The organism is Aestuariivita sp. (genome assembly GCF_021404545.1).
Lineage (GTDB): Bacteria > Pseudomonadota > Alphaproteobacteria > Rhodobacterales > Rhodobacteraceae > Aestuariivita.
This window is the reverse complement of the sequence record NZ_JAAWWD010000003.1, coordinates 87381-110392: the sequence shown is the minus strand read 5'-3', so window position 1 is coordinate 110392 and position 23012 is coordinate 87381. Positions and strand designations below refer to the sequence as shown.

The window sequence follows — 23012 nt, the reverse complement described above, 5'->3', positions numbered from 1 at the left end:
CAATTGTCCGGTGCCGCGAGGAACCGGATCGCGGCGCCGGACCCGGCGGGCCGCGAGGCTGCACAGGACTTGAACAGGGGGTGAGGTGTGCCGGGCCCATGACCTCCGGAAACATGAGGCTTTCATGGCAGTGCCGATCTTTTCCTCTGTCGTTTACCTGTCGCCCTGGCTGCCACTGCCGCAAGGCTGGGTGAAGGTCGGTCTGAATATAGTCGTAACCACCGGAGCGTCAGGCCAGGTTCTTGCAGCACGACTGCGTCAGGGCAGCACGGTTGTGCAAACCGGTTTGGGGGCGACCGCGACCGAGGCGCTGCTTCTGCCCGACGCGCCGCTGTCTGCGCTGCTTGACTATGCGGTCGATGTGCAATGGGTGGCGTCCGGAACCGACCCTGGCACAATCCAATGGACAGCGGGCAGCTATGCCACCGCGCCGGTTCTGACTGCTGTGGCCACCGTGACCGAGGCGACCGTTGGCGGAACCTCGGTCAGTCTGGGCTGGACCTTTGGGTCCGCGGCCCTGGTTCCGGCGGGCGCCAATGTCAGCGCATACACGACAGGCGGCATCTCGGCCGGGTTCAACCGGGTTCAGGGCATAACGGGCACCATGCCCCTCAACAGCAATGCCGCTCCGGGCACGCAACTTTACGTCCAGGCCGTGATGCCGATTGACGGTGCGCCGGGCGCAGGCTTTGCCGCTCCGTTCACGGCCGGGCCCATTGTCGCGGGCTTGCCGTTGCCGCTTGAGGCACCCAGCATTACCACGGCGCGGTTCGATGGCACACAGATCGCCGTCGACTGGACGCCGCCCACCGTGCCAGACACCGGCGGCAGCGCGGGGTATGAACTGGCGGTCACGGCGACCTCGGCCACCAGCCGGTTCACGGCAGGGTCAACCGGTGGTCTCGCCCCCGTCGGATCGGAAGCAGGGGCCGCGCTGGCGGTTGCCGGAGCGGTGCGCAACGGCGTGATTGCCGGTGCGCCGGGGGCCGCTGTGGATCTGTTGACGGTTGTGCCAACCCTTGACCGGATCGCCGTGAACGCAGACCATGTCGATGCGCGCATCACTTTTCCGGCGGGATCGCCCGCCGGGGCGACGGCGGATGCAAAGCTGATGCTGAACGGTGTCGAGACGGGATCATCCACCACCGCGGCATCCGGTGCGACCGTGTCGATCAGTGGTTTTAGCGCCACGCCGACGGATGGCTGGACCGTCCAAGCCGCGCTGGCGGCCACGGTCTCGGGCGTGGCCCTATCAGGCCCGTCTTGCCGACCTGTCGCCGTGTTGGCCGCCGCACCGACCGTCGCGCAGGTGACAATAGTGCCGGATGCCGATGATCCATCGCACTGGTCGGTGACCGTGACCGCGGGGTCGACGCCCCCGCCAGAAACCACGCTGAGCGTTGCGATCACGCAAGGCGGCACCGCGGTTGCAAGTCAGGCCGTGACGGGCAGTGCCACGGCACACTTTACGCTGGCCCAGGGCGATGCCGCAGTGAACACGATAGATGGGGCCGCGATGGCCACGGTGACGCTGACCTTGAGCAGCGCCCAGGCCACTAGCCCGTCTGCCAGTGCGAGCTTTGTCGGAGCCGTGCCAACGATTTCGGCGGTTCAGAACATTGGCGCCGACGATCCCTCGGGCCAGGCGCAGGGCGTGCAGATCGATGTCGCCTCCGCCGAGACGGGCAAGACGCTGGTCGTCCGACTGATGGCGCAAGGCAAGATCGTGATGACAGGAAGCGGCCCCGAAAGCAGCGCTCATGTCAATCTGCCGCTTGACCAACCGCTCGATCCATCGCTGGCCTGGACGCTTCAGGCGCGCTGGACGGGGGATGGGATCGATGCGGCGTCCTTTGGTGGCTGGTCCGCACCGGTGGCGGTCCTGACCGCGACAACCTCGGTCCTGTCCGCCGCCTTTGATGCGGGAACCTTGTCATTGGCGATCCAGCCGCCGCAAGGGACGTCTGCCGCGCAGGGGGCTTACATCTTTGCCTCTGATTCCGGTGGCCAGAAACCGATCACCGGCGCGAATGTCATCGGGACCCAGGCGCGCTTTGCGCTGCCATCCGGCAATGCCGTCTGGCAGGCCGGAGCCAAGCCGTTCCAGCCTCTGCCTGCCAGTTCAAACAGCCGGACATTGGCGCCCAGCTCGGCTCTGCTACCGATCCTGACCGCGGCGCCGACGTTCAGCCGTCTTGCATATGACGGCGCGGTGCTGTCGGCGGCCTGGTCGGTCGTGTCAGACAGCGCGGGCAATCCCGCGACCGGAGCGGTTCTCAAGATCGCGGACGCCACGGGCAGCATCGTCACCGCGCCCTCGGGCAGCAGTTCGGGCGAGATCGCGGTGCAGATCCCTGCCTCGGCCCAAGGAACCACGACCGTTGCCGTGCGCGCCACCTGCGACAGCGCGGGCCTGCATGCGAGCGGCGCGTATTCGGCGGCCCTGGCCCCGCTGGTGGCAGCGCCAACCCTCGGTACGGTCACGCTGAACACCGACGAAGGAACGGTCGATGCGGACGTCACGGCGCCCGAGGGCGTGCCGGCGGGAACCGCTTACCGTGCCTGGCTGATGGCCGGGGATCACGTGTTGGGCGCGCCGGTTACCGGGACCGACAGCCTGTCCTTTTCCTATGCGGCGCTTGGCGTGCCCGGTCTTTCCATCGTGGCTCAAGCAGAGATCACGGCGGGGGGGGTTGCGATGACCGGACCGCGCACCGCGCCGGTTCCGGTGCTGAGCGTCGCGCCGCAGCTTACCTTGGTCACGGTTGCGTCGACGACACCGGCGGGGCATCTGCAATTGACCGCCACCTGGGTGCCGCCCACCGATGATCGCGCGATCACCCATTACAGTCTGCGGCTGGATCCCCCCACCGGCGACAAGGTATTCGAGATCGATACCGGCACCGCCACCTCTGGCGTGGCGTCCTTTGCCGCGACCGATGTCAGCGCCACCGCCGCCAATCGCCTGTCGCTTTGGGCCAGCGCGCAGAACGGCTCGAAGACGCCTGTCTGCGAGATCCCGATCTGGTGCGCCGTTCCGCACTTTACGGCGCTGACAACGGACCTGACCGGCATATCCGCGCAATGGACCGCACCCGCGGGCCCCCAGGGCGCGTCCTATCGGCTGGGACTTGTCGATGTCGCAAGCGCCGAGGTGCTCGCCGAGGTCACAACCTCGGCGCTCGGTGGAGGGATCGACATCTCAGCGCTCAACCTCGATCCGGCGGGCAGCTACACGCTTGTGCTGGCGGTGGTGTCCGGCGTGACCGTGTTTGACACGCCGTCCGATACCACGGCCAAGACCCGGCCCGTGCCGCTCTTTGCCAGACCGGACGGAGTGCAGGTGACAACCGATGCGGCAAGCGCCAAGGCCAAGGTCAGTTGGACCGCCGTCTCTGGCGCCAGCGGCTATACGCTCAGCTTCGCGGGCGGCGCTTTGCCGGATGTGACAACCACCGATACCTATCACGTGCTGTCCGACCCGCTGAGCCCGGGAGAGATTGTGCGCGTGACAATCACCGCCAACATCGTGACCGATGGTGTCACCTCGACCGGCCCCGCGTCGGATCCGCTGGTCATCCCGACCGCCGCCCCCGCACTCGTGGCAGCCGATTTCAACGGTTCGCAGGTCTCGGCCTCCTGGCAGCCGCTCGCCGATGCGGTCGGATATCTGGCCACCGTTCTGGACAAGGACGGCAACATCGCGGCCAGCGCGCCGCAGGTCGCAAGTACAAGCGTGGCCTTTACCGCAGCTTTACCCAGTAGTGCCGCGCCCTATCGCCTGGTGGTGCAGTCGGTCAACCGTCAAGGCAGTGGTTTGCCGTCCGACCCTTTGGATGTCTTTTCGACGGCCTGGTTCGTGTCAACCCAGGCCCCGGCGGCCGCGCCGCCCAATATCTTTCCCGCAGCCAAACAAGCGCTCGCTGCCGAGCAGATCACGATCTATCTGCCGGCCTTGGCGGATCAGGCCATCACGGTCGCTCCGGTTGGTCCGTTTACCCTGGCCGCCAACCCCGATGCTGGAAGCGCGGCGGCCTATCCCTATACGCTGAGCTTTGCTGCCGACAGCGACGTGTGGAGCTTTTCCGACGGGGGCAATCCGCTGCCTCCGATCCGTCCCGATCTGAAAACGAACTATGTCAATTTCCTCAAGGCGGCAGAGACCGCGGGCGCCTCGCCCTGGGGCCTTTCGGTGATGCAACTCGCGATATCGCGCTGGATGCCGCAGACTTTCGAGGAAAGCCATTACTATGCCTACGGTCTTGACCTTGGTGGGGGACCGGGCACCGGCTCGATCGATTTGCGGCAGGGTCTGGTGCTGCGGGTGAACTTTGCCGACTATACCAATGTCTGGTCGGGCGAGGCCGATAGCTGGCTCAACGGATTTGGCGGCGGGTCGCCCAATGATTTCGATGTTGGCGACACGCTCTCGGGTTCGGGCGCCTGGCAATTGGCCATGGACGCCTTCATCTCGCGTCTCACTGCGTCGGGGGCGATGACGGTCGCGCCACCCTCGACCGTGGTCCCCGCAGCCTCGGCCTCCGGTGTGGCCGACGCCGCCGATCTGTTCTTTCCGGGATTTCCGAACCCTTATTACCGGCTGTTTTTTCCCGGCACGCTTCTGGATCCAACCAGCACCGGATCGGTCTCGACCAGTGCCAATTTCGCGCTGGCTTCGGCGGCGACCTACTCAGCGCTGGCCTCGGCCAGTGCAACGCCCGGGGCCACGACACCGGTCGTCTATTTCCGGGGCCGGGCGGTGCTGCGGGTGATGATCAGGGTGCGGCTCAACGAGATGGAAGTCACGGTGCCGCTGGGCACCACGGTCGGCAATCTGCTGGACCGGTATGGCATCCGGCCCCCTGCAAGCCCGGTGCAGCTTGCCGGATTGACGATTGATCGCGGCGCGGGGCCCGGGCATGCGGTCTTCGGTGCCACGCCAACCCCGCCCAAGCTTGTCTATGACAGTGCGCGGCGCTGCAAGGTCAGGCTCGATTGGGAGACAATGGCCACTTATGGCGGTCCGGTAGATGCCACAAACCTGCCGCTCCTGCATGGCGACAGGATCACATTCTGATGCCTGCCGTCACCTTCTCCCGGATCGGTACGCTGCCGCTTTACGCCTCAAGCGCGCTGTCCGATGCGGGCGTCCAGGGGTATTGGGCGGGCTATCTCGCCTCACCCCAGAGCGGCTTGGGCGACACGGTCAGCCTGCAACAAAGCTGGGACGATATCGGCGGGACCTACCTCTTTCTGGCCACCACCCCCGCGGACCTGGCTGCCTTTGCCGGCGGCCTGGCTCAGTGGGTGGGTGCGCAAGGCCGTCCGGGCCCACGGTTCTTGTGGATCAGCAACCCGGATGAGGCCTATTTCTATTGGCAGGTCACGGTCTGGTTCGCCACGGGCACGGTTGCGAGCGGCAGCACCCGCTGGACCCTGCACGGTGCCAGTGGTTTTGCATTGGGCCAGTACCGGCTGTCCATCGCGCCGGGCACCGAACTGACGCTGAACCAGACCGAGCCCGCCTCGGCGCATCTTGCAAGCGGTGGCGCGGTCTTTCGCAGCGGTGGCGGTGCGTTTGGACCGTCGGGGACCAGTGCGGTCGGCTTTCAGGGCTCTGCCATCGGCGCCTGGACCGGGGCGCTGGCGGTTCCCGCCACCGGGTTGGCCGATCTTGAGGTCGGCGTGCGTTACGCGGTGCGCTCGGCCCTCAACCCTGCCGATCCGCGGCTGATCCCCGTCACCATGCCGGTGCTGGGCACGGCCACGTCCGAGATCGGCCTGGAGGCCGCCTGGGATCCGATGTTTCCGATGACCCGCGCGCGGACCCGTTTCGTTTTCGCGTCGAACCCGCCGACCATCGCCGCCCGCTTTGTCAGTCAGCGCGGCTATGCCATGACGCTGACCCCTGCGGTTGGTACGGCCCCGCTTTGGTCGGCCGGTCTGATGTTCTGCCGCTGCGCGACCCGCATCGATACCGCCCCTGCGGCGGGCACCGCGCTTTTCAACCTGGCCCCCGACGGCGTGTTTTCCCTGGCCGTGGTTCCGCCCGATGGGGGGGCGGGCGCGGGCCTGACCGATCAGCTGATGCTGGGGATTTCCGGGCTGGAATCCGCCGCGCTCGAGACGCCTGCCACCTATCTGCTGTTTGAGGCGGGCAAGCCCGCGTTCGCCCCGACCGCAATTCCCGGCGGCGTGGTGCCCAGCGGTGCCGACGCGCTGCTGACAGATCTGGCCACCACAGCCTGGGCCGCCGTTCTGCCGACCGCATCCGGCGCGCCGGGGCTGAGTTACTATGCCCAACCCCGGCAGTCGCCGCTTTTTTCCGGGGGCGGGTCGGCGACAATGGAGTATGTCGAGGTGCCGGTCGCCCAGCTTTCGGGGTGGCACCCGGCGGGACCGGCACCCGTCACCTATCCAATCGGTATCTATTCCGGTGTGGAGGAGGCCAGCGCTCCGGCCGCGCGCGCGCTCGAAGAGGCCGCCCTGGCCCCAATGCGGCGCCAGTTGATCACCGACCCGCCGCCCGGGCAGGACGCGGCCGAGGATGACAGTGATATTGTGGCCATCACACCGCAGGGTCTGACCGTGACGTTGCCCGCCACCCTGTCCGAGATCAGCCGCGTGGTGATCGCCAATCTGCCCGGCGTGCCCGAGCCCCAGCTTGCCTTTACCGATATCGGCCGCAATTTCGAGGCGGCGCTGTTCTCAAATCAGCTGTTTTTCGTGGTCTCCAACGTCGCGGCCTTTCAGGCGCAGGCCAGCTGCGTGCCGCCGTTTTCGCTGGATCTGGATGGGTGGACGTTCCGGCTCAATCCCGATCACTGGCGCACGGGCGAGGCGCCGACGCTGATGGTCTGGAAATACGCCAACCGCTCGATCGAGGCGCTGGCGGCAGATGCGTCAAGCTGGGCCTGGCCCGCCGTTGCGGAGGATGAAGACCACAGCCTGGCCCCCACTCAGCGGACGCTGAACGCCATCATCGCGCAGGCGCGGAAGGCCGAAGCCGACGATCCCACAAGCCCCTATGCCAGGTTCTACCGCGATATCGTCTCTGATCCGGGCTGGAACGGCGTGCTGTTTCTGAACGCCCCCGTCGATCTGGCCGATCTCCCGCCTGAGTTGCGCTTTGTCGCAGCGGGTCTCGGTCCCGAGCGGTTCTATGCCCATCATGTCGGCGCCAGCGTCACGCCGTTCGATCCGACAACGACACCGATAAGCCTGAAAAAGACCAGCGTTTTCGGGTTGATCAACTATACCGATACCAAGGATCTGGTGCCCAGTGCCACGGTCCCGTTCGAGTTCAAGACAATGAGCCTTGTGGCGCGCTTTGCAAACGCGCATCTGGCCGAGTTTTCAACCCAGGTCGAGCTGTCGCTGAACACGCTCTTTGGTGCTGCGCTGTCAAAGGTCGACACCGTGAACGGCAACAATCTGCTGATCTCAGGGGCGCTTCAGAAAAGCAGCGGCGCGCCCAGCTATGCGTTCACCCTGCTCGCGCAGAACCGCTTCCGGGCCCTGTACACGGCGCTGACCAATATCGAGATTTCCTCGGTACGGATCGAAACCCTGGCCAGCCCGACCCCCACGACCGTTGCCACCAGTTTCGTGCTGGGTGGCAAGATGCGGTTTTTCGCGCCGTCGGGGTTCGATCTGTTTGGATATGGGATCGCACCGGGCGCGGTTGAGACCGATCCGCCCCTAGATGGCTATCTCACCTTCAACCAATTGGCCCTGACGCTCGATTTCGACATCTCCGATCCCCAGACCCAGATCTGGACGGTCAATGAAACCGGCATCCGGTTCGATCTGGCCAACAGCACGCCGCGACCCGACAGCCTGATCGCGTGTTTTCCCGTGGCGCCGCGTGCTATCATTGCCAGCCCCGACCTTGCCGCTCCGGGCGAGACGCCGACGGGGCTCTCGCCCGAAGATCTGGGATATCTGTCGATTTCAGCGCCGCTCCAGCAGGTGCCTATGGTGCCGCCGTGGTACGGTCTGGCGCTCAGCATCGATCTGGGCAGCCTGGGCGCGCTGGTGGGCGCGGCAGGCATCAAGGCCGAAATCCTGGCCGCCTGGATGCCGGGACGCGACGATGGTGACCTGCCCGTTTATCTGGGTCTGAAGATTCCCGGCACCCAGCCGCGCGGAGGCAGCTTTCCGCTTCAGGGGGTGCTCAAGCTCGGCTTCAAGAGCTTTATCTTTTCAACCTACGAGCAGCAAGGCCAGCGCGCCTATCTGCTCAAGCTCTCTCGCTTTGCGCTGTCGGCGCTAGGCTTCAGCGTGCCGCCGGGAAATCTGGACCTGAGCCTTTTTGGCGGGCCTCAGGGGCGCTCGACCGGCCAGCTCGGTTGGCTGGCCGCCTATGTCGATCCCGAGGACAAAACTGATACGCCCGGGATTGCGGAGGCGCTGGCGCTGACCGCCCCGGAACAGGCGCCTCGTGCACAACCGCGTCGGGCCCGCCGCAAACGGCTGGGGCGCACCGGCAGCGGGGGAGATCTCTGATGCCTACCGGCGAGATCAGCTTTCACGTGCTCGATGTCGGGCAGGGGGCCTGCAACTATGTCGAGATCCGCGACACCACCGGGGCGGTCACCCATAACATGCTGATCGATCTGGGCACCAACAGCCAGTTTGCCATCGCGACTGCAAATGTGCAGTGGCTTATTGGCAAGATCGAGGCCAACAACAACTACCTGGATCTGTTGCTGCTGACCCATGGCGACACGGATCACTACAATCTGGTGTCGCGCCTGCTGCCTGCCTTTGGCGAGCCGGATCACGACAAGATTGGCCTGGTGCGCTATGGCGGTCCGCGCTGGCGCTATGGGCGGGGCGCCCTGATCACCACCCTGACGGCCTATACGGCCGATATCGGCGGGTTCGCACCGTGTCAGTCCAGCTTTGATCCAAACACCGAGGCCTGGGCCCCGATCTGGCCCGCCGTCCCGGTGGATGGAGAGCCCAGGCTCCAGCTCATCCTGGCCGACACACCGCATCCGCACGATCCCTCCAGCATGTATGAAACGCCGCGCCGCACCATGAACGCAGAGGCGATTAACTCAAAATCGGTCGTGACTGCCTTGCAATGGGATGACTACTGGATCTTGGCGACCGGGGACGCGACTTCGACCACGCTGGCCGCGATCAACGAGCATTTTGAGTTGGCTCATACGGATGATTACCCCACGACCTTTATGTTGACGCTACCGCACCATGGCAGCCGCAAGACGACCTATGATTTAAAACGGGCCAACGACCTGCCCGATTTCGATGCGCGATGGGCGGTGAGCGATTTCCTGGATCTGTTCAAGCCGATCACGATCTCGATCAGCGCAGGTGAAAAGCGGCACCACCATCCATCGCTCTATATGATCCGGCAATTCGCCGACGCGCTCACCAATGATGGTTCGTTTTGGGACGACCCGGTTCTTAACGACGGGGATCATTTTCTGACGTCATGGATCGATATTGACGTCACGCCGGGCTTTATCGAGCCCGCCTGGCCGCCGAAATGGCAATACGCGACCACGAAAACCAAAAAGAACATCTACGGCACGTTCTATTTCAAGGCTGATCAATATAACTCCGCCGCCTATCCTCAGTTCATCGCACCCCCCTTGCCCAGCATGCCCGCCTCGCAAAAAGAGCGTGTGGTCGGTGTGCCGCGCGGACGCAATTACGAGTTCATCCTGAGTGGCGCTGCGGCTGTCTCGGTGCGCTCAAGCGAGAATGGTGCCCGTAATGCGGTGGCTGAAGGCGCTGTGCGCAGGTCGGTCCCGGCGCGGCCCAAGGGCGCCTTTACCATATCGGGCCGGGCGCAGCGCAGCACGACGGGGGGCTGGTGATGGTCAGCGGGGTCTACTTTCGTGTGCTCGATGTCGGACAGGGGTCGTGTAACCTGGTGCGGATCTATGATGATGACGAGTTTTTGTCGCATCTCCTGCTGATCGATCTGGGCACCAACTCCAGCCAGAAAATCGCCCGGGACAACCTTGAATGGATCCGCGAGCAGATCCTTGCCAACAATCGGTATCTTGATGCGTTGATCGTTACGCATGGCGATACCGATCACTACAATATGATCGCCAAGATATTGCCCGCCCTGGGCCCGCCTACGGGACATCAGATCGGGATGGTGCGATATGGCGGGCCCGCCTGGCGGTACAAGCGCGGCCAGCTGATTACGACACTGGCGACCTACACTCAGGATATCGGCAGCTTTACCCCGTCACAGACCGGGTATGCCCTGGACGATGGCCCGAAATGGGATCCGATCTGGGCGACCGGCGACGACCCGGACGATGTGGTCTTACAGCTCATCATCGCCAACACGCCGCATGCCCGCGATCCGGTGAGCATGGTGAAGTACCAGAAAATGAACGCCGAGGCGGTCAACACCAAATCCGTCGTGCTGGGGGTCGAATGGCGCAACCGTTGGGTTGTTGCGACGGGCGACGCCACCTCGACCACGCTGGGTGCGATCAACGGCCTGCTTGAAGACGAGCTGAACCCGCTTCCCCAGAATTTCATGATGACCGTGCCGCATCATGGCAGCCGCAAGACGACGTATGATCTCAAACTTGCCAGCAACATCCCAGACGCCGCCGCCCGGTATGTGGTCGATACGTTTCTGGAAAAATTCGAGCCGTTGAGTTTCAGCATCAGCGCGGGTGAGAAACGGCATCACCATCCGTCGATGTATCTGATCGAGCAGTTCGCCGACCACCTGCCAAGCCCTCAGCCGCCTTACTGGGAGGATCCCGAACTTGGGTTCGATTATCACTTCATCACATCCTGGGTGGATTTGAAGATCACCGATGACGATGAGGACCCGTCCTGGCCACCGGGAAACAGGTGGCTTTATGCGACCACCCAGACCGAAAAGAATATCTATGGCACGCTTTATTTCAAGGATGCTCAATACAACGACGACGATTACGAGAAATACATCGCACCGCCATTGCCCGCCGAACCCTCCTATGGCGGAGATGCCGATGGTATTCCGCTGGGCAGGGATTGGGAGTTTCGCATGCACGAGGATGGCGAAACGCTGTTTTCGAGCGAGAACCAGGCCCGCGCCGCCGCGGCAAAGGCCAGTCTGGCCAACGCGGCCGCACCAATTCCCAAAGGCAGCCTGACGGCGGCAGGCCGCGGCCAACGGGCGGCAAAACCCGGGCATCCGCTGCAAATGATCAGTCGTCGCGCCGATAAGGCGACCGCGCGGGCCAACGATCTGGGTCACGGTGTGCGTGTGCTGCATCGGCTCAAGGTGATCCCATGAGCCTGACCGCCGTTGTTGCCGCGCTGAATTCAGCGATCACCGAAGCGGATACGATCGACCTTTATGCCGCGTCGGGTCAGTCGGCGTTGGCGGATCTGCGCCCTGTGCTGGCCCGGTTCGGGATCACCTCGAGTTTCACGGTCAACGCCGCCAGCCTGGTGCCCGCAGCCACTTCCGCCACGCTGATCGGTCAGGCGAGATGGGGCCTGCCGGGCGCGCCGGCCGCCAATATCGTTCCGGTGTCGGTGCGGCTGGACTGCATTGGCAACGACACGGTGGCGTTTTCGCTGTCCTTGAGCATTGCCCAGCCCGCCTGGACCTTTGGCACCAGCTTCGCCGGGCTGCCAGAGACGATGATGGTGCGCAACCAATCCGTTCAGCCCGGCCCGTCCTTCATGAGCAGCGTTCAGGTCGATGGCGCCACGTTTACCGGGACAAGCCAGACCCAGACCGGTCTGAGCTTTTCGGGTAACTTGCCGCTGTCGCCGTTTTGGGAGACCTGGCACGCCCTCGTGAGCCCCTGGCCATTGCAGATATCGGGGGCGGTGGTGCTGCCCGCGCGGTTCGACGATACACCCGACATCGATCTGCTGGCCAGCTCGCCCACCTCATTGATCCCGCTCGACAATCCGTTGCTCGACCTCAGTGGAATGTCGCTGGCCGATCTGGGCTTCGCCCTGATTTCCGAGCCGGCCGATCCCAGTTCGCCCGAAGACACCCCGGACTTTACGGTGCTGAACCTGACCGGTCGGTTGCAAGTTGGCGGTATGGTCACGCGGTTGAGCTGCCCGCTCTTGGCCACCGGCGGGCTCTGGCATTTTCTGATCGAGTTCGAGGGCACCGGCAGCATCGTCGAGGGGATGAGCCAGCTTGGCAAGCTGTTCGGTCTGCCCTCGCTGCCGACACCTCCGGATTTCCTGCCGATCCCTAATTTCCGGTTTGACAGCATCGAGTTCTATGTCGACCCCGGACAGACGCTGACCGATTTCCGGGTCACCTATGTTGCCGCAACGATCAAGTCCACCCAGCCCTGGGATGTGCCGGTCCCGTTTACCACGCTGGACGAGGTGGGGATCAGCTGGGTCTGGGGGGCAAGCCCGATCCGAGGCAAGCAGACCGGCTGGCTGGCGGCATCGGTGTTCGGAACGGTCGTGTTCGATACGACAGACCCGATCCATATCGACTGCGCGGTCAGCATCCCGGGCTGGTCGGTCCTGGCCAATCTGCGCGACGGCGACGTGATCCCAATCGGCGAGGCGTTCCGGAACTATTTCGGCAATCCCGGGCCGTCCACGCCCGGCGACATGAACATCGTCGGTCTGTCTGTCGATGCCGACCCGCAGGAGCAATCCTATTACGCGAGCGCCGACATCATCTTTGGTCAGCCGCCCGCGCTGTCGCTTGAGTATCAGACCGACGGCACGGTGATGCTGATGGAGGATGACGATCCTCCTGTCCAGGGGTGGCAGATCGATCTGGGCGTGACCTCTGTCACCCTGCGTGAGCTGAATTTCGAGATTGGTCTGGTGGGTGGGGAGTTGTCTGGCGGTATCGCCGCGACCTTCCTTTTCGAGGATGGGGGCACGCCGGGCGCGCCGGAACCACCGGCCTTTATGCTGTCGGCACTGTACCCCGGCCCGCGCGAAAGCCATCCCGAAGGCTGGACCTTCGAAGGCGATCTGCTGCCTGGGGCATCCATCAACCTCACGGCGATGGTGTCGCGTTTTCTGGGCCAGACGACCGTGCCGACCTGGGTGCCCGAACTGACCATCGACCGGCTCTATTTCAGCTTCAACTCGGGCACTCCCAGCGCCTATAGCTTTGGCGGCACCATTTCGACCCGGTGGGAACCCACCATCTTTGATACCCAACTGAAGATTTCTGCGGCGACCGCGCTGGACATGGCCAAACCTGGCGACAGCGAGACCGCCTCGGGCAAGCTCACCGGCATGTTCGCAATCAATAAGCTCGCGCTGAGCGCGGGCATGACGCTGGGCGTGCCCGAGCAGACCTATCAGTTCCGCGTCAATTTCGACGATCTGTGGTTTCAGGCGGTCACCTCCTGGCGCGGCGAGCAAGAAGAACGCTACCAGGTCATTTCGCTGCAACTGGGCGGTGTGACCATCGGTGAGATCCTGGAGTATCTCGTCAATCTGGCCGCGCCCACCGTCGGCTATTCGCTGGATCCACCCTGGGATGTTCTCAACCGTATTGACCTGTCGTACTTTACCCTGACACTGGATCCCAAGAAAAGCACGGTCGAGCTGGTCTATGCCGCCAATGCGGACCTGGTTTTCATGCAGCTCGACACCATCGGTGTGACGTATACGCGGGGCGAAAACGCCGGTGTGTCGCTCACCCTGACGGGGTCGCTGCTGGGTCAGCGGTTCGACGGCGACGACCTGGAATGGGACGTGATCGACGGCGCCCCGCCGGAATTGCCCGGTGCGGCGGATGCGTTCATCCGGCTGCGATATCTCGGGCTGGGCCAACGCGTGCAACTGACCAAAGTACCCGACACGGTGGCCGAGACGCTGGCCCTTTTGCAGACCGAGTTGAAAGAGCCGGAGGCGGGCAAGAACCCGCTGGACGGCCAGGGCGTGCAATGGAGCGCGCAGAGCCAGTGGCTGATCGGGCTAGATGTCACATTGTTGGATACCGTCGATCTGGGCGTTATCTTTAACGATCCTTGGATTTATGGCCTCTCCATCGCGCTGGGTGGCGAAGAGGCCGGCAGCCTTGCCGGGCTCAGGTTCGAGATCCTGTACAAGAAAGTCTCCGACAGTGTGGGCATGTTCCGCATCGAATTGAGCTTGCCCGAGGCGTTCCGCCATCTCGAGTTCGGCGAGGTTTCGGTGACGCTGGGAACAGTCGTGATCGAGATCTACACCAACGGCAATTTCAAGATCGATCTGGGCTTTCCCTATGAGCGGAGCTTTGAGCGGAGCTTTTCGGTCGAGGTGTTCCCGTTTCTGGGCCGTGGCGGGATCTATTTCGGCCTGCTGGACGGAACCACATCGCGCAGCGTTCCGAAGGTGACCAATGGCGCCTTCTCTCCGGTGATCGAACTGGGGGTTGGACTGGCCGTAGGCGTGGGCAAGGATGTCACGGTCGGGCCGCTTTCGGGCGGGGTCTATGTTCAGGTCGAAGTGATTTTCGAAGGGGTTCTTGGCTGGTTTCACCCCGAGGCCGCGGGCGGACCCGTTTCGGTCTATTACCGGGCAGAGGGCGTTGCGGCCATTCATGGCAAGCTTTACGGCAAGGTCGATTTCAAGGTAATCAAGGTTTCGGTCACGCTCGAGGCTTATGCTGCGGCGATGGTCACGCTTGAGGCCTACCGACCCACGATCTTTGCCCTCGAAGTCGCTGTCACCGCCGAGGCCGAGGTCAAGATCTTTTTCATCAAGGTTTCGTTCAGCTTTGACGTCGATTTGAACGTCAGCTTTACCGTCGGTAGCGAACGGCCGACGCCCTGGATTCTGGCCACAGACCAGTCGGGGGATGCACTGGGCGATGCCAGCGCGCGTCTCTTGCTTCTGGGCGCTGATCCGGTCTCCCGCCAGTTGGCGCGGCAGGGCGCTCGCGGGCGGCCGCGCCGCCGCGCCAACCCGCCGCGCCGCAGGCCGGACCGGCGCCGCGCGGCCTTGCTGCGTCACCACAGCGCACGGCTGCAAGCGGACGCCTTGGCGCGCGGTACCGAATTTGACGGCGGCACCGAGGCGTTGAACTGGCAACCGGGCAAGCTGGTTTTTGCGGATGCGCCCCGCAGCGCGCAGGTCTTTTTCATCCCGTCCTTCACGGTTGGCGATGTCCCGCTCAGCTGGACCGAGGCCGCCCCGCAGAAAGGCTCGACCGATTACCGGTTCGCCATGCAGCTATTCGCACCCAACGGGGTCTCGACCCAGGCCCGGACCGTGGCCCAGGCCAAACGCCGCTCTGCCGGGTTCGGCGTACATGCCCGAGACGAGGACGATCTGGATGCACTGGCCACGGATATCCTGATCCAGGGTCTGCTGCGCTATGCGCTTTATGCCATTCCGGCCGGACCGCAGAGCCCCACCGACACTGTCACGGCGGGTCAGTTGGCCTGGCTCTCGGACATGCTCGACGACCCTCAGGCCACCGGACCGGGGTTTACCGACGAGGCGTTGTCGCAATTCTTTGGCGCCAATATCCATCTGGCCCTTTCGGGCCTGCCGTCGGAATCGGGGGTCGAGGATCAGGGTGCGATGGCCATGGCGGTGCCACCGTTCCTGGGCTGGACCTCTGCCCAGACAGGACCGGTCGATTTTCACAAGGACAACAAGATCGGCCCCTTGTATCTTTGGGGTGTACAGCGTGCGGCGGCGCTCTTCTCCCCCAGCGGCACGCCGCCGCCGGGTCCGCCAGAGGATCCGCTGGCCGATTACGTATCCTTCGCAAGCCACCTTTTTGGCGATTGGTGTCTTCTGATCGCCCGCACGGCAGTGCGCGAGGCCGCAGCCCAGCTTGATGCGCGCGAATTGCCCGCAGCCAGCCCCACCGATACACTGACCTCGATCGCCAATAGCCTGGCGACCGCCGAGATCGCGTATGCCGTGCGTCCTGGCGATACCATCGACACCGTGGCAGACGCGCTGGGCGCGACGGTCGAGGAGCTGACCTATCTCAACCCGGCGCTTGCCGCGGCGTTGCGCAGCGCGCCGGCGGGCAGCACGATACATGTCACCATCGGTGTCTCGCCGGAGGTTCTGGCGCTGGACAATCCCACGGTCGCGTTGAAAAAAACCGGCCTCGTCCTGGGTGATCTGATGATCCCGGTGACGGCGGGCGATACGCTGAACGGTCTGGGTCAACGCTATAACTCCACGCCATCCGCGATCATGGCGGTGTCCGGTCAGGCGGTGGATGCCAAGCTGCTGGCGGCGGGCGCGCTTTTTGATGCGCCGGAAACCAGCTGGACTGCGGCGCCGACAGGCTGCACCGCGTTGCGGGCGGCGGCCATCTTTTATGTACGCTATACGGATGTACCTGTGGGCGCCACGGCGGCGGCCGAAGCCGCCGCCTGGTATGCGCAGGTCCTGGCCGACCTCAATGCTGCCATCCTGCAAACCCTGGCAATCGATCCGCGCACTCAGGAGCTGCCGCCGGGGATCTCCTTGGCCATTCCCCAAGCCTATCACAACGCCGCCGCCGCCGCCGATGGCTATGTTACCGTGCCGGGGGACACCTTGGCCCGGATCGGCGCGGCGCTGGATCTGGAACAAAACGCCGCGACAACCCCCGGCAGCAGCGGCTGGCCGGGGTTTCGCGACAGTGTTACGGCGATCACGGGCGGCTTTTCGATACCGGCTTTTCCGGCGATTGGCCTGGCCGCGAGAGAAACCCTCGCCTCGCTTGCGCGCCGGACGGTGGTCAATTGGACCTCGGATCAAGGTAGCCCGCCGGTCTGGTCGGCAGACTGGCCGGGACTGGCCGGATGGGTCGGCGACAGCGCGATCCTTGCACCATTGGGTCTGATCACCGTGCCGGATGTCACAACCGATGCCACGACCCAATACAGCTTTGCCAGTCTCGCGGCTGCTTTCGCGCTCAGCCTGACCGATCTGGGGGCCCGGGTTGCCACCGTTCCGGGCCTGGTCGAAGGCGCGGTCCTGACAGTCAAGCATTTGCCCGCCGACACCGTTCAAAGCCTGCTCGACCGGGTCGCGACCGAGGCCACGGCCAGCATCTCGGCCGAGGCGTCGCGCATGCTGGCATCGGGGCAGGAGATCCCTGTGCCGGTGACAGGCAGCGACAACCATGTGAGCGCGTCGCCGACCGATGTCGGGCCGCTTTTTGACCAGAGCCGTCAGCAATGGAGCCTTACGGTGGACGCCGAAGACCCCACCGGCATCGCGTTGAGCCTGACCTTGACCGCGCAAGTGGACTGGATCCAGTTGTTTGACACGACCGTGGTCGCCGAGGCCGAGGACGAGGGCGCATTGCGCGCCCGCGTGCCCGAGGCGTTTGTGGCCCAGACGAACCGCGCCCTGACGGCAGGGCGAATCCCGCCCGCCGGAGCGGTAATCCACAGGGCCGAAATCGACGAGATCGGCTATTCGGTGACCAACCAGGAGGTTATTGACGCCGTTCCGGTTACCGCCCTAGCCTGGACGCCCCATCGCGGGCCCGGAGCTCTGCCGGTCAAGGGCGAAAGCCCGGTCACCTACGGGCTGTCGGCGCATATCGCGCTGCAATCGGCGGTGCCTCTGCCGGTACCGGGCTTCGATGTGACCGCCAATACGGTATCGATCCATCCCTTTCCGGCAGCCTTGGCGGCGCGCGCGGCGGAGGCGACGTCAAAGCGCTATATGGTCTATGCGGGTCTTACCGACACGACGACCGACACGCCGTTCGCCAACAGCACCTTTGTGGCGTCGATCGGATTTACCGTGCGGCGCGTCCCGGAGACCCCTGGAGTCTATGAGTTGGTCGGTGCGGATGTCGAACAGGTGGGGCTGCTTTTGCAGTTGGTCGAGTATCTTTCCGATCCGGCCAGTCCGACAGGCACGGTTGCCCATATCGCGGTGCGCCCCGCAGTCACCGCTGCCGACCCCCAAGGGTTGGCTCTGACGGGGTGCAATGCATGGCTGATCAAGAGCAACCTGTCCACCGTGACCGTTCCGCTGGGCGGGACCGCCTTTGTCGCGCTTGCCGAAGGCGCGGATCTGCCTCTGGTGCGCGCCGATCTTCTGACCCCCCGAGACTTTGCGCTGCTGTTGTGGGAGGGTACCACTGTCGGTGGTGTCGGCTATACGTTCGGGATCGATGGCGGGCTTGGCGACGGGTCCTTTGATGTCAGCGACGAGGCGACGCTGCAACTGGTGGTCATTGTCGGCGCCCAGCAGGACGCGGCACCGGCTGGCCGCGCGCTCTTGCCGTTCAACACCGGAGTGATCGCAGTCGATCAGGGCATCGCGGACGGCGCCACCCTCTTTGCGGAAGCCCATGAAAGCACCGATCCGGTGGATTTCGTCGCTCAGGCGTTGTTGCCCGCTGGCAGCGCGGGGTTTGAGTTGACGCTGACCCGGCCCCTGACCGAAAGCGGGCAGGATGCGTTCCGCCAAAGCTATAGCCTTGTGACCGCGATATCTGCGATTTCCCAAAGCTGTCCCTATGCCATCCCCGCTTCGGGCCTGCCTGCTGCGCCGCAGGCCAGCGACGGCACCGATCTTGCCGCCTGGCAACGGGCCCGGTTGCCCCGTGCGGCGGCAACCCAGGACGACGATCCCAAGCCCTATTGGGCCTATCAGACAGTGCTGCCGGTCTACCGCTTTGGCCCGGCCTCTGTCGCGCCGGAGGTTTCGGGATTGCCCAGCCCGACTGATGATCCCTATCGCGGTCTGGGTGGCGCCACGCAGGCGCCGCAGGTCAATTTCCAACTGGGCTTCGGCGATGTTCAGGGCAACCGCACGCTGTCGGCCGACGATCGGCCCGTGCCTGTCGATATGGGCTATACCGATCCGCTGTTAGGTCCCACCACCTGGCCCGCGGTGAGCGCACGCTATGCCATTTCCAAACCTGCCGCCGATGTGATCTTGTCCATCGCCTTCGCGGCCAAAGCACAATCGCTGATGCCATCTGTCTCGCAACGGGGCGATGCCATGGGGCAGGCAGCCCAGCGGCAACGCGATCAATACGCCACGATCTATTATCAATATGCCCAGCCCGGCATGACGATCCAGGCGTCGACGACACTTGCCACTGGCGCTGCCCTTGATCTGGATGGCGCGCAGGGCTTGCAAGGCTTTGCGGCAGGGTCCTATCTGGTTGCATCGGTGGCCGCACAATACGGGCCGGTGAGGCCAGATCCCGCAACTCTGGGCGCGGTCAAATCGCTCTATGGGGTTGGCTGGGATATGCTGGCGGCTGTCAATCTGGACGTGCCGCTATCGGCGATCTTCGGCGATGACGTTCCCATCACCGTTCCGGCCTATCGGGTCATGGCCAGCGGTGAGAGCCCACAAAGCATCGCCAACAGCCCATCGCCGGGCTGGCCTCAGCCAACCGCCGGCGCGATCCTGTCGGCAGAGCAGAACAAGGCCGATATTCCACTGAAGGAAGGGGCGGTGCTGTCCTATCCGGCGCGGCAGGTCACGTTGCCAGCCACCGCGCCGGTTCTGGCCACGGTCGCCAAATCCGAGGCGACGCGTGCGGGATATCTTGCCGCCGACAGTGCCGCCGATCCAATCCTCTCGCCGAATTTCGCCTTTTCGGTGGATGGTGTGACGGTCACTGTCGGGCAGACCGCCGTGCCGGGTGGCGTCGGCACGGTCGCGACCTTTGCCGATGCGGTGGCCGCCTTTGCCGATCTGGGTATTCATCTGACGACCTATGATCTGGGCGAGAGCCATGCCTCCGATCCCGGTATGCTGATCCCGGCTGCTACGGCGCATTGCGCGCATTATGTCGTGACGGGCGAGGCGACGCTGGCGCAGAACCCAAGCGGAGCGGCCACCGACGACCTGATCGCGGCAAACTTGGCCACTCCCAACCTCTATGAGGCAGGGGCCTTGATCTATCTGGGGGATTTCGGATCCGGCAGCCCCGCGACGCTTACCCCGGCGCCTGGCGACCTCCTGGGCGGGTTCGCCGGTCGGTATGCTTGCCCGGCGGCGGCGCTGCTCAAGGCCAATGGCGGCCTAACGACGATTGCGCAGACCGCACTGGCAATTCCCGGCGCGATAGCACTGCCCGCGGCAGACGACCTGTTGGTGCCCTATACCTTGCGCGCGCAAGATACGCTGTCGGGGATCGCCGCCGGTTTTGCGCTGTCCGACGCGCCGGACAAGGCGACGGACCTCGCAAGGCGCAACCGCGACATGCCAGGCACAGTGACGCAGGGGCTGACCTTTGATGTGGACGTGGATGGCACCCAGGTGCCTGTCGATACGACCGGGCTGACCAGCTTCGCCGCCGTTTTGGCCAATGTGCAGACCACCGCACCCGCCGCGACCATGGCCGAGGTTGCCGCGGCCTTTGAAACCCCGGGGCGGCTGGCGCCGGGTGGTGTGCTGGTCTGCCCTGCCGTCAAACTGGCGAGTGCGACGAAACCGTCAGAGATTTCGGGGCTTTACGGGGTGCGTGGCACGGCCTTCGGCCTGGCCAATGCCGGGGTGCTCGATCTGCTTGTACCCGCGCTGTCGCTGGTGGCCCCGAACCCGAGCATTGCCGATGTCGTGACCACGGCGCATGACACGCTCAACAGCGTGCTTGGTCGGTTCAATGCGCTTTACGTCGCGGCTGGATTGCCTGCGACCGCGACGGTTGAGACCTTGATCGACGCCAATGCGGACCAGGTCCTCTTCCAGGCCTCCGCCACCGCGTTGCTGCCGCCCGCGGATATCACCCTGTCCACACCGCTGACCCCGGCCTATCCGGCCGCGGCGTTCCCCTTGACGGTCGAGATTTCGGTTGCGCGCCCCGCAGCCCTTGTGCATGCCGACTTCACCGGCACATCCGCTGAGCTGGCGCGGGCCTCTGTCGCGGCGCCGGCCACGGGCGCGTCGATGAATTTCGACGGGTTCGAGCAGGCACTGACCGCGGCTTTGCCAGACCTGAGACTTGCCACAGCGCATTTGCCGGATCATGCCGCCGATCTCTGGGCCGTGGATTTCGGCGCGACAGGTATCACGTCAGTCAATGTCTCGCCCAGCGTCACGTTCGGCTCAGAAACGCTGGCCCGGATGATCGCTCTGGCTCCGCTTTACGGGCAGTTGGTCACGCGCGGCGGTGTTTCCATCGCGCCGCTGGTCGATGGCAGTCTGGATCCGGCCCATGCGGTCAGCCATGACTATCAGGGGATCGATGTCGAGATCTGGGCGGCGCGGTTCCTGTTGGACTTCGACCGGGTGCTGGCACCGGGCACTGCCGCAGCGATCAATGCGATCCCGGCTTTGCGGACGACGTTCCAGACCTTGATGAGCACCAAGTCGACCTTGCAACAGGCAATCCCCCAGGATCTGGCGGGCGTTTTTCTGACCAACCCGGACAGCGGACCGGCCCTGCCGCGTGCGGTGACCGACCCCAAGCTTTCCGCTGGGCTGAGCGAGGCGCGCCGAGTCTATGGCCAGGCGTTGGGGGCGTCGCTGTCCTCGGCGTGGGAAACCGCGGCGATCGTGCAATATGACGCCACCGTCGACAGCGCCTGGAGCCGACAGGTGGATCCCGATGGCACTGCGGCGTTTTTTGGCGAGGGGCGGGTCAGCCATTCGGGCACACCGCCTGGACCCGATCAGTCCTGGCGGTTGGAGGCTGGCAAGCTCGATCTTTCGGAAACGGCGCCGTTCCTGACATTGCCGCTATCGGTCACCGATCCCGGCGCGCAGTCTCATGTCGCGCTCGATCTGGTCTATACCGTTACTAATCTTGAGATACATCGCAAGCCGGTGGCCGTTGAGCCGCATTATACCGCATCGGACTGGCTGGCCATGACCCCGGTGCTGTCGGGAGACGAGATCCCGGCGGCTTTGGATGTCGATTTGGGCCAAAGCGATGTGCCTATCCCCCTCAAGGCGTTTCCGGCACTGCCGCTGATTGTCTCGCAGACCGGCAACGGGGACCCAACGCAGCCGCAAACACTGGCCACGGCTGCGCTTTGGGATTTCGAGGTGGTCTATGCTCATGAACACGCGGCCCAGGATCATGTCCTTCTGACGGCAGATATAAATCTCAGCCCTCCGGCGCCGATCCAAGCCTTTATCGGTGAAACAGACGACCTCTTTACTGCGCTCGCGCAATACACCGCCGTTGCCGACGATCTGAACGCGCTTCTCGCCGCACTGGGCGATCCCAAGAGCACCGCTGACGCTGCGACCGTGCAGGCCGCCGTTGCCACGTTTGCCACGCTTGCCGGTGGCATCGCGACACTCTGGAACGTGCGCCTGCCCAACTCACAGGAGAACCCCTCCGGAGGCGACGACTGGATCCCGGCCGCCAGCGTGCCCTTTTCGGCGGTGCTGGACACTGCGTCGGGCGCGCTGGCCAGCTATGTGCTGACCCGGCTCGACAGCGGATCCGCCGATTTCGACTGGCCCGTGGTTGCTGCAAAAACGGTGGATGGTGGTTGGATCACGCTCGTGGGCCAGTCGCCGGATGGGCAAAGCAGGACGTATCTGCCGCGAGACGGGACGCCGATCCTCTTGCCATCCACGCGCAGCTTCCGCATCGGCTGGGCCGGGCTGAATGTCGGAGAGTTTCAGAATGCGCGGGTCCGGGTCGAGGTTGTGCGCAACGCCGATCTTTTGGGGCCGACGGGGCCCGCGACAGCTCCGGTGTTTGTCTATCGCACCGCTACGGTCACAGCGACGGATATCGTGACACCCGCCATCACCCGAACCGATCCGATCGATATCACCGGCGCCACTTTCGAGACCGCGCTGCAATCGGCCTTCGATACGCTTTTTCCGCCTGCAACCCGCCCCTCGGATCTCAAACTGACCTTTGGCCTCTTTTACGGCTATACGCTGGTTCCTGGCCCCGATCCGCTGGTCAGCGAGCTGGCCGTGGGTCTGGTGCCCGATACCACGCTGGACGTCGGAACCGCCGGGACGATCGCGGCGGCGCTGCAAAGGTGGGAGACCAGCGTCAAACCCAACACCGAAGGCGGGCGCTGGATCGTTTCGGTGATCCTTTATTCGGCCTATGATCCGGGCAAACGCGTGCTGCTGTCGCTTGACCGGCTCAGCTATGGCTTGCAATGAGG

Annotated in this window: 5 protein-coding genes; all 5 read left to right on the top strand. The window is 64.4% G+C overall.

Translation table 11 applies throughout. From position 1 onward, the window contains the following. Window positions 1-124: 124 nt before the first annotated feature. From HEP69_RS02830 to HEP69_RS02810, 5 genes are read left to right on the top strand one after another with little or no spacing between them, the layout of a single operon-like run. Complete coding sequence (locus HEP69_RS02830; RefSeq protein WP_290557007.1) at window positions 125-5077, top strand: hypothetical protein; 4953 nt, start codon at window positions 125-127, stop codon at window positions 5075-5077. Continuing rightward, a complete protein-coding gene (locus HEP69_RS02825; RefSeq protein WP_290557006.1) occupies window positions 5077-8508 on the top strand; it encodes a hypothetical protein in 3432 nt (1143 codons plus the stop codon). The genes HEP69_RS02830 and HEP69_RS02825 overlap by 1 nt, the downstream gene beginning before the upstream one ends. Further along, window positions 8508-9851, top strand: a complete 1344-nt coding sequence (locus tag HEP69_RS02820; RefSeq protein WP_290557005.1) for an MBL fold metallo-hydrolase — start codon at window positions 8508-8510, stop codon at window positions 9849-9851. The genes HEP69_RS02825 and HEP69_RS02820 overlap by 1 nt, the downstream gene beginning before the upstream one ends. Beyond that, the gene (locus HEP69_RS02815) at window positions 9851-11287 is read left to right on the top strand and encodes an MBL fold metallo-hydrolase (RefSeq protein ID WP_290557004.1); all 1437 of its coding nucleotides are present in this window, start codon (window positions 9851-9853) and stop codon (window positions 11285-11287) included. The genes HEP69_RS02820 and HEP69_RS02815 overlap by 1 nt, the downstream gene beginning before the upstream one ends. Further along, entirely contained in the window at window positions 11284-23010 is an 11727-nt protein-coding gene (locus HEP69_RS02810; protein ID WP_290557003.1) for a hypothetical protein, read from the top strand. Before HEP69_RS02815 ends, HEP69_RS02810 begins: the two co-directional genes overlap by 4 nt. The last annotated feature ends 2 nt before the right edge of the window (window positions 23011-23012 follow it).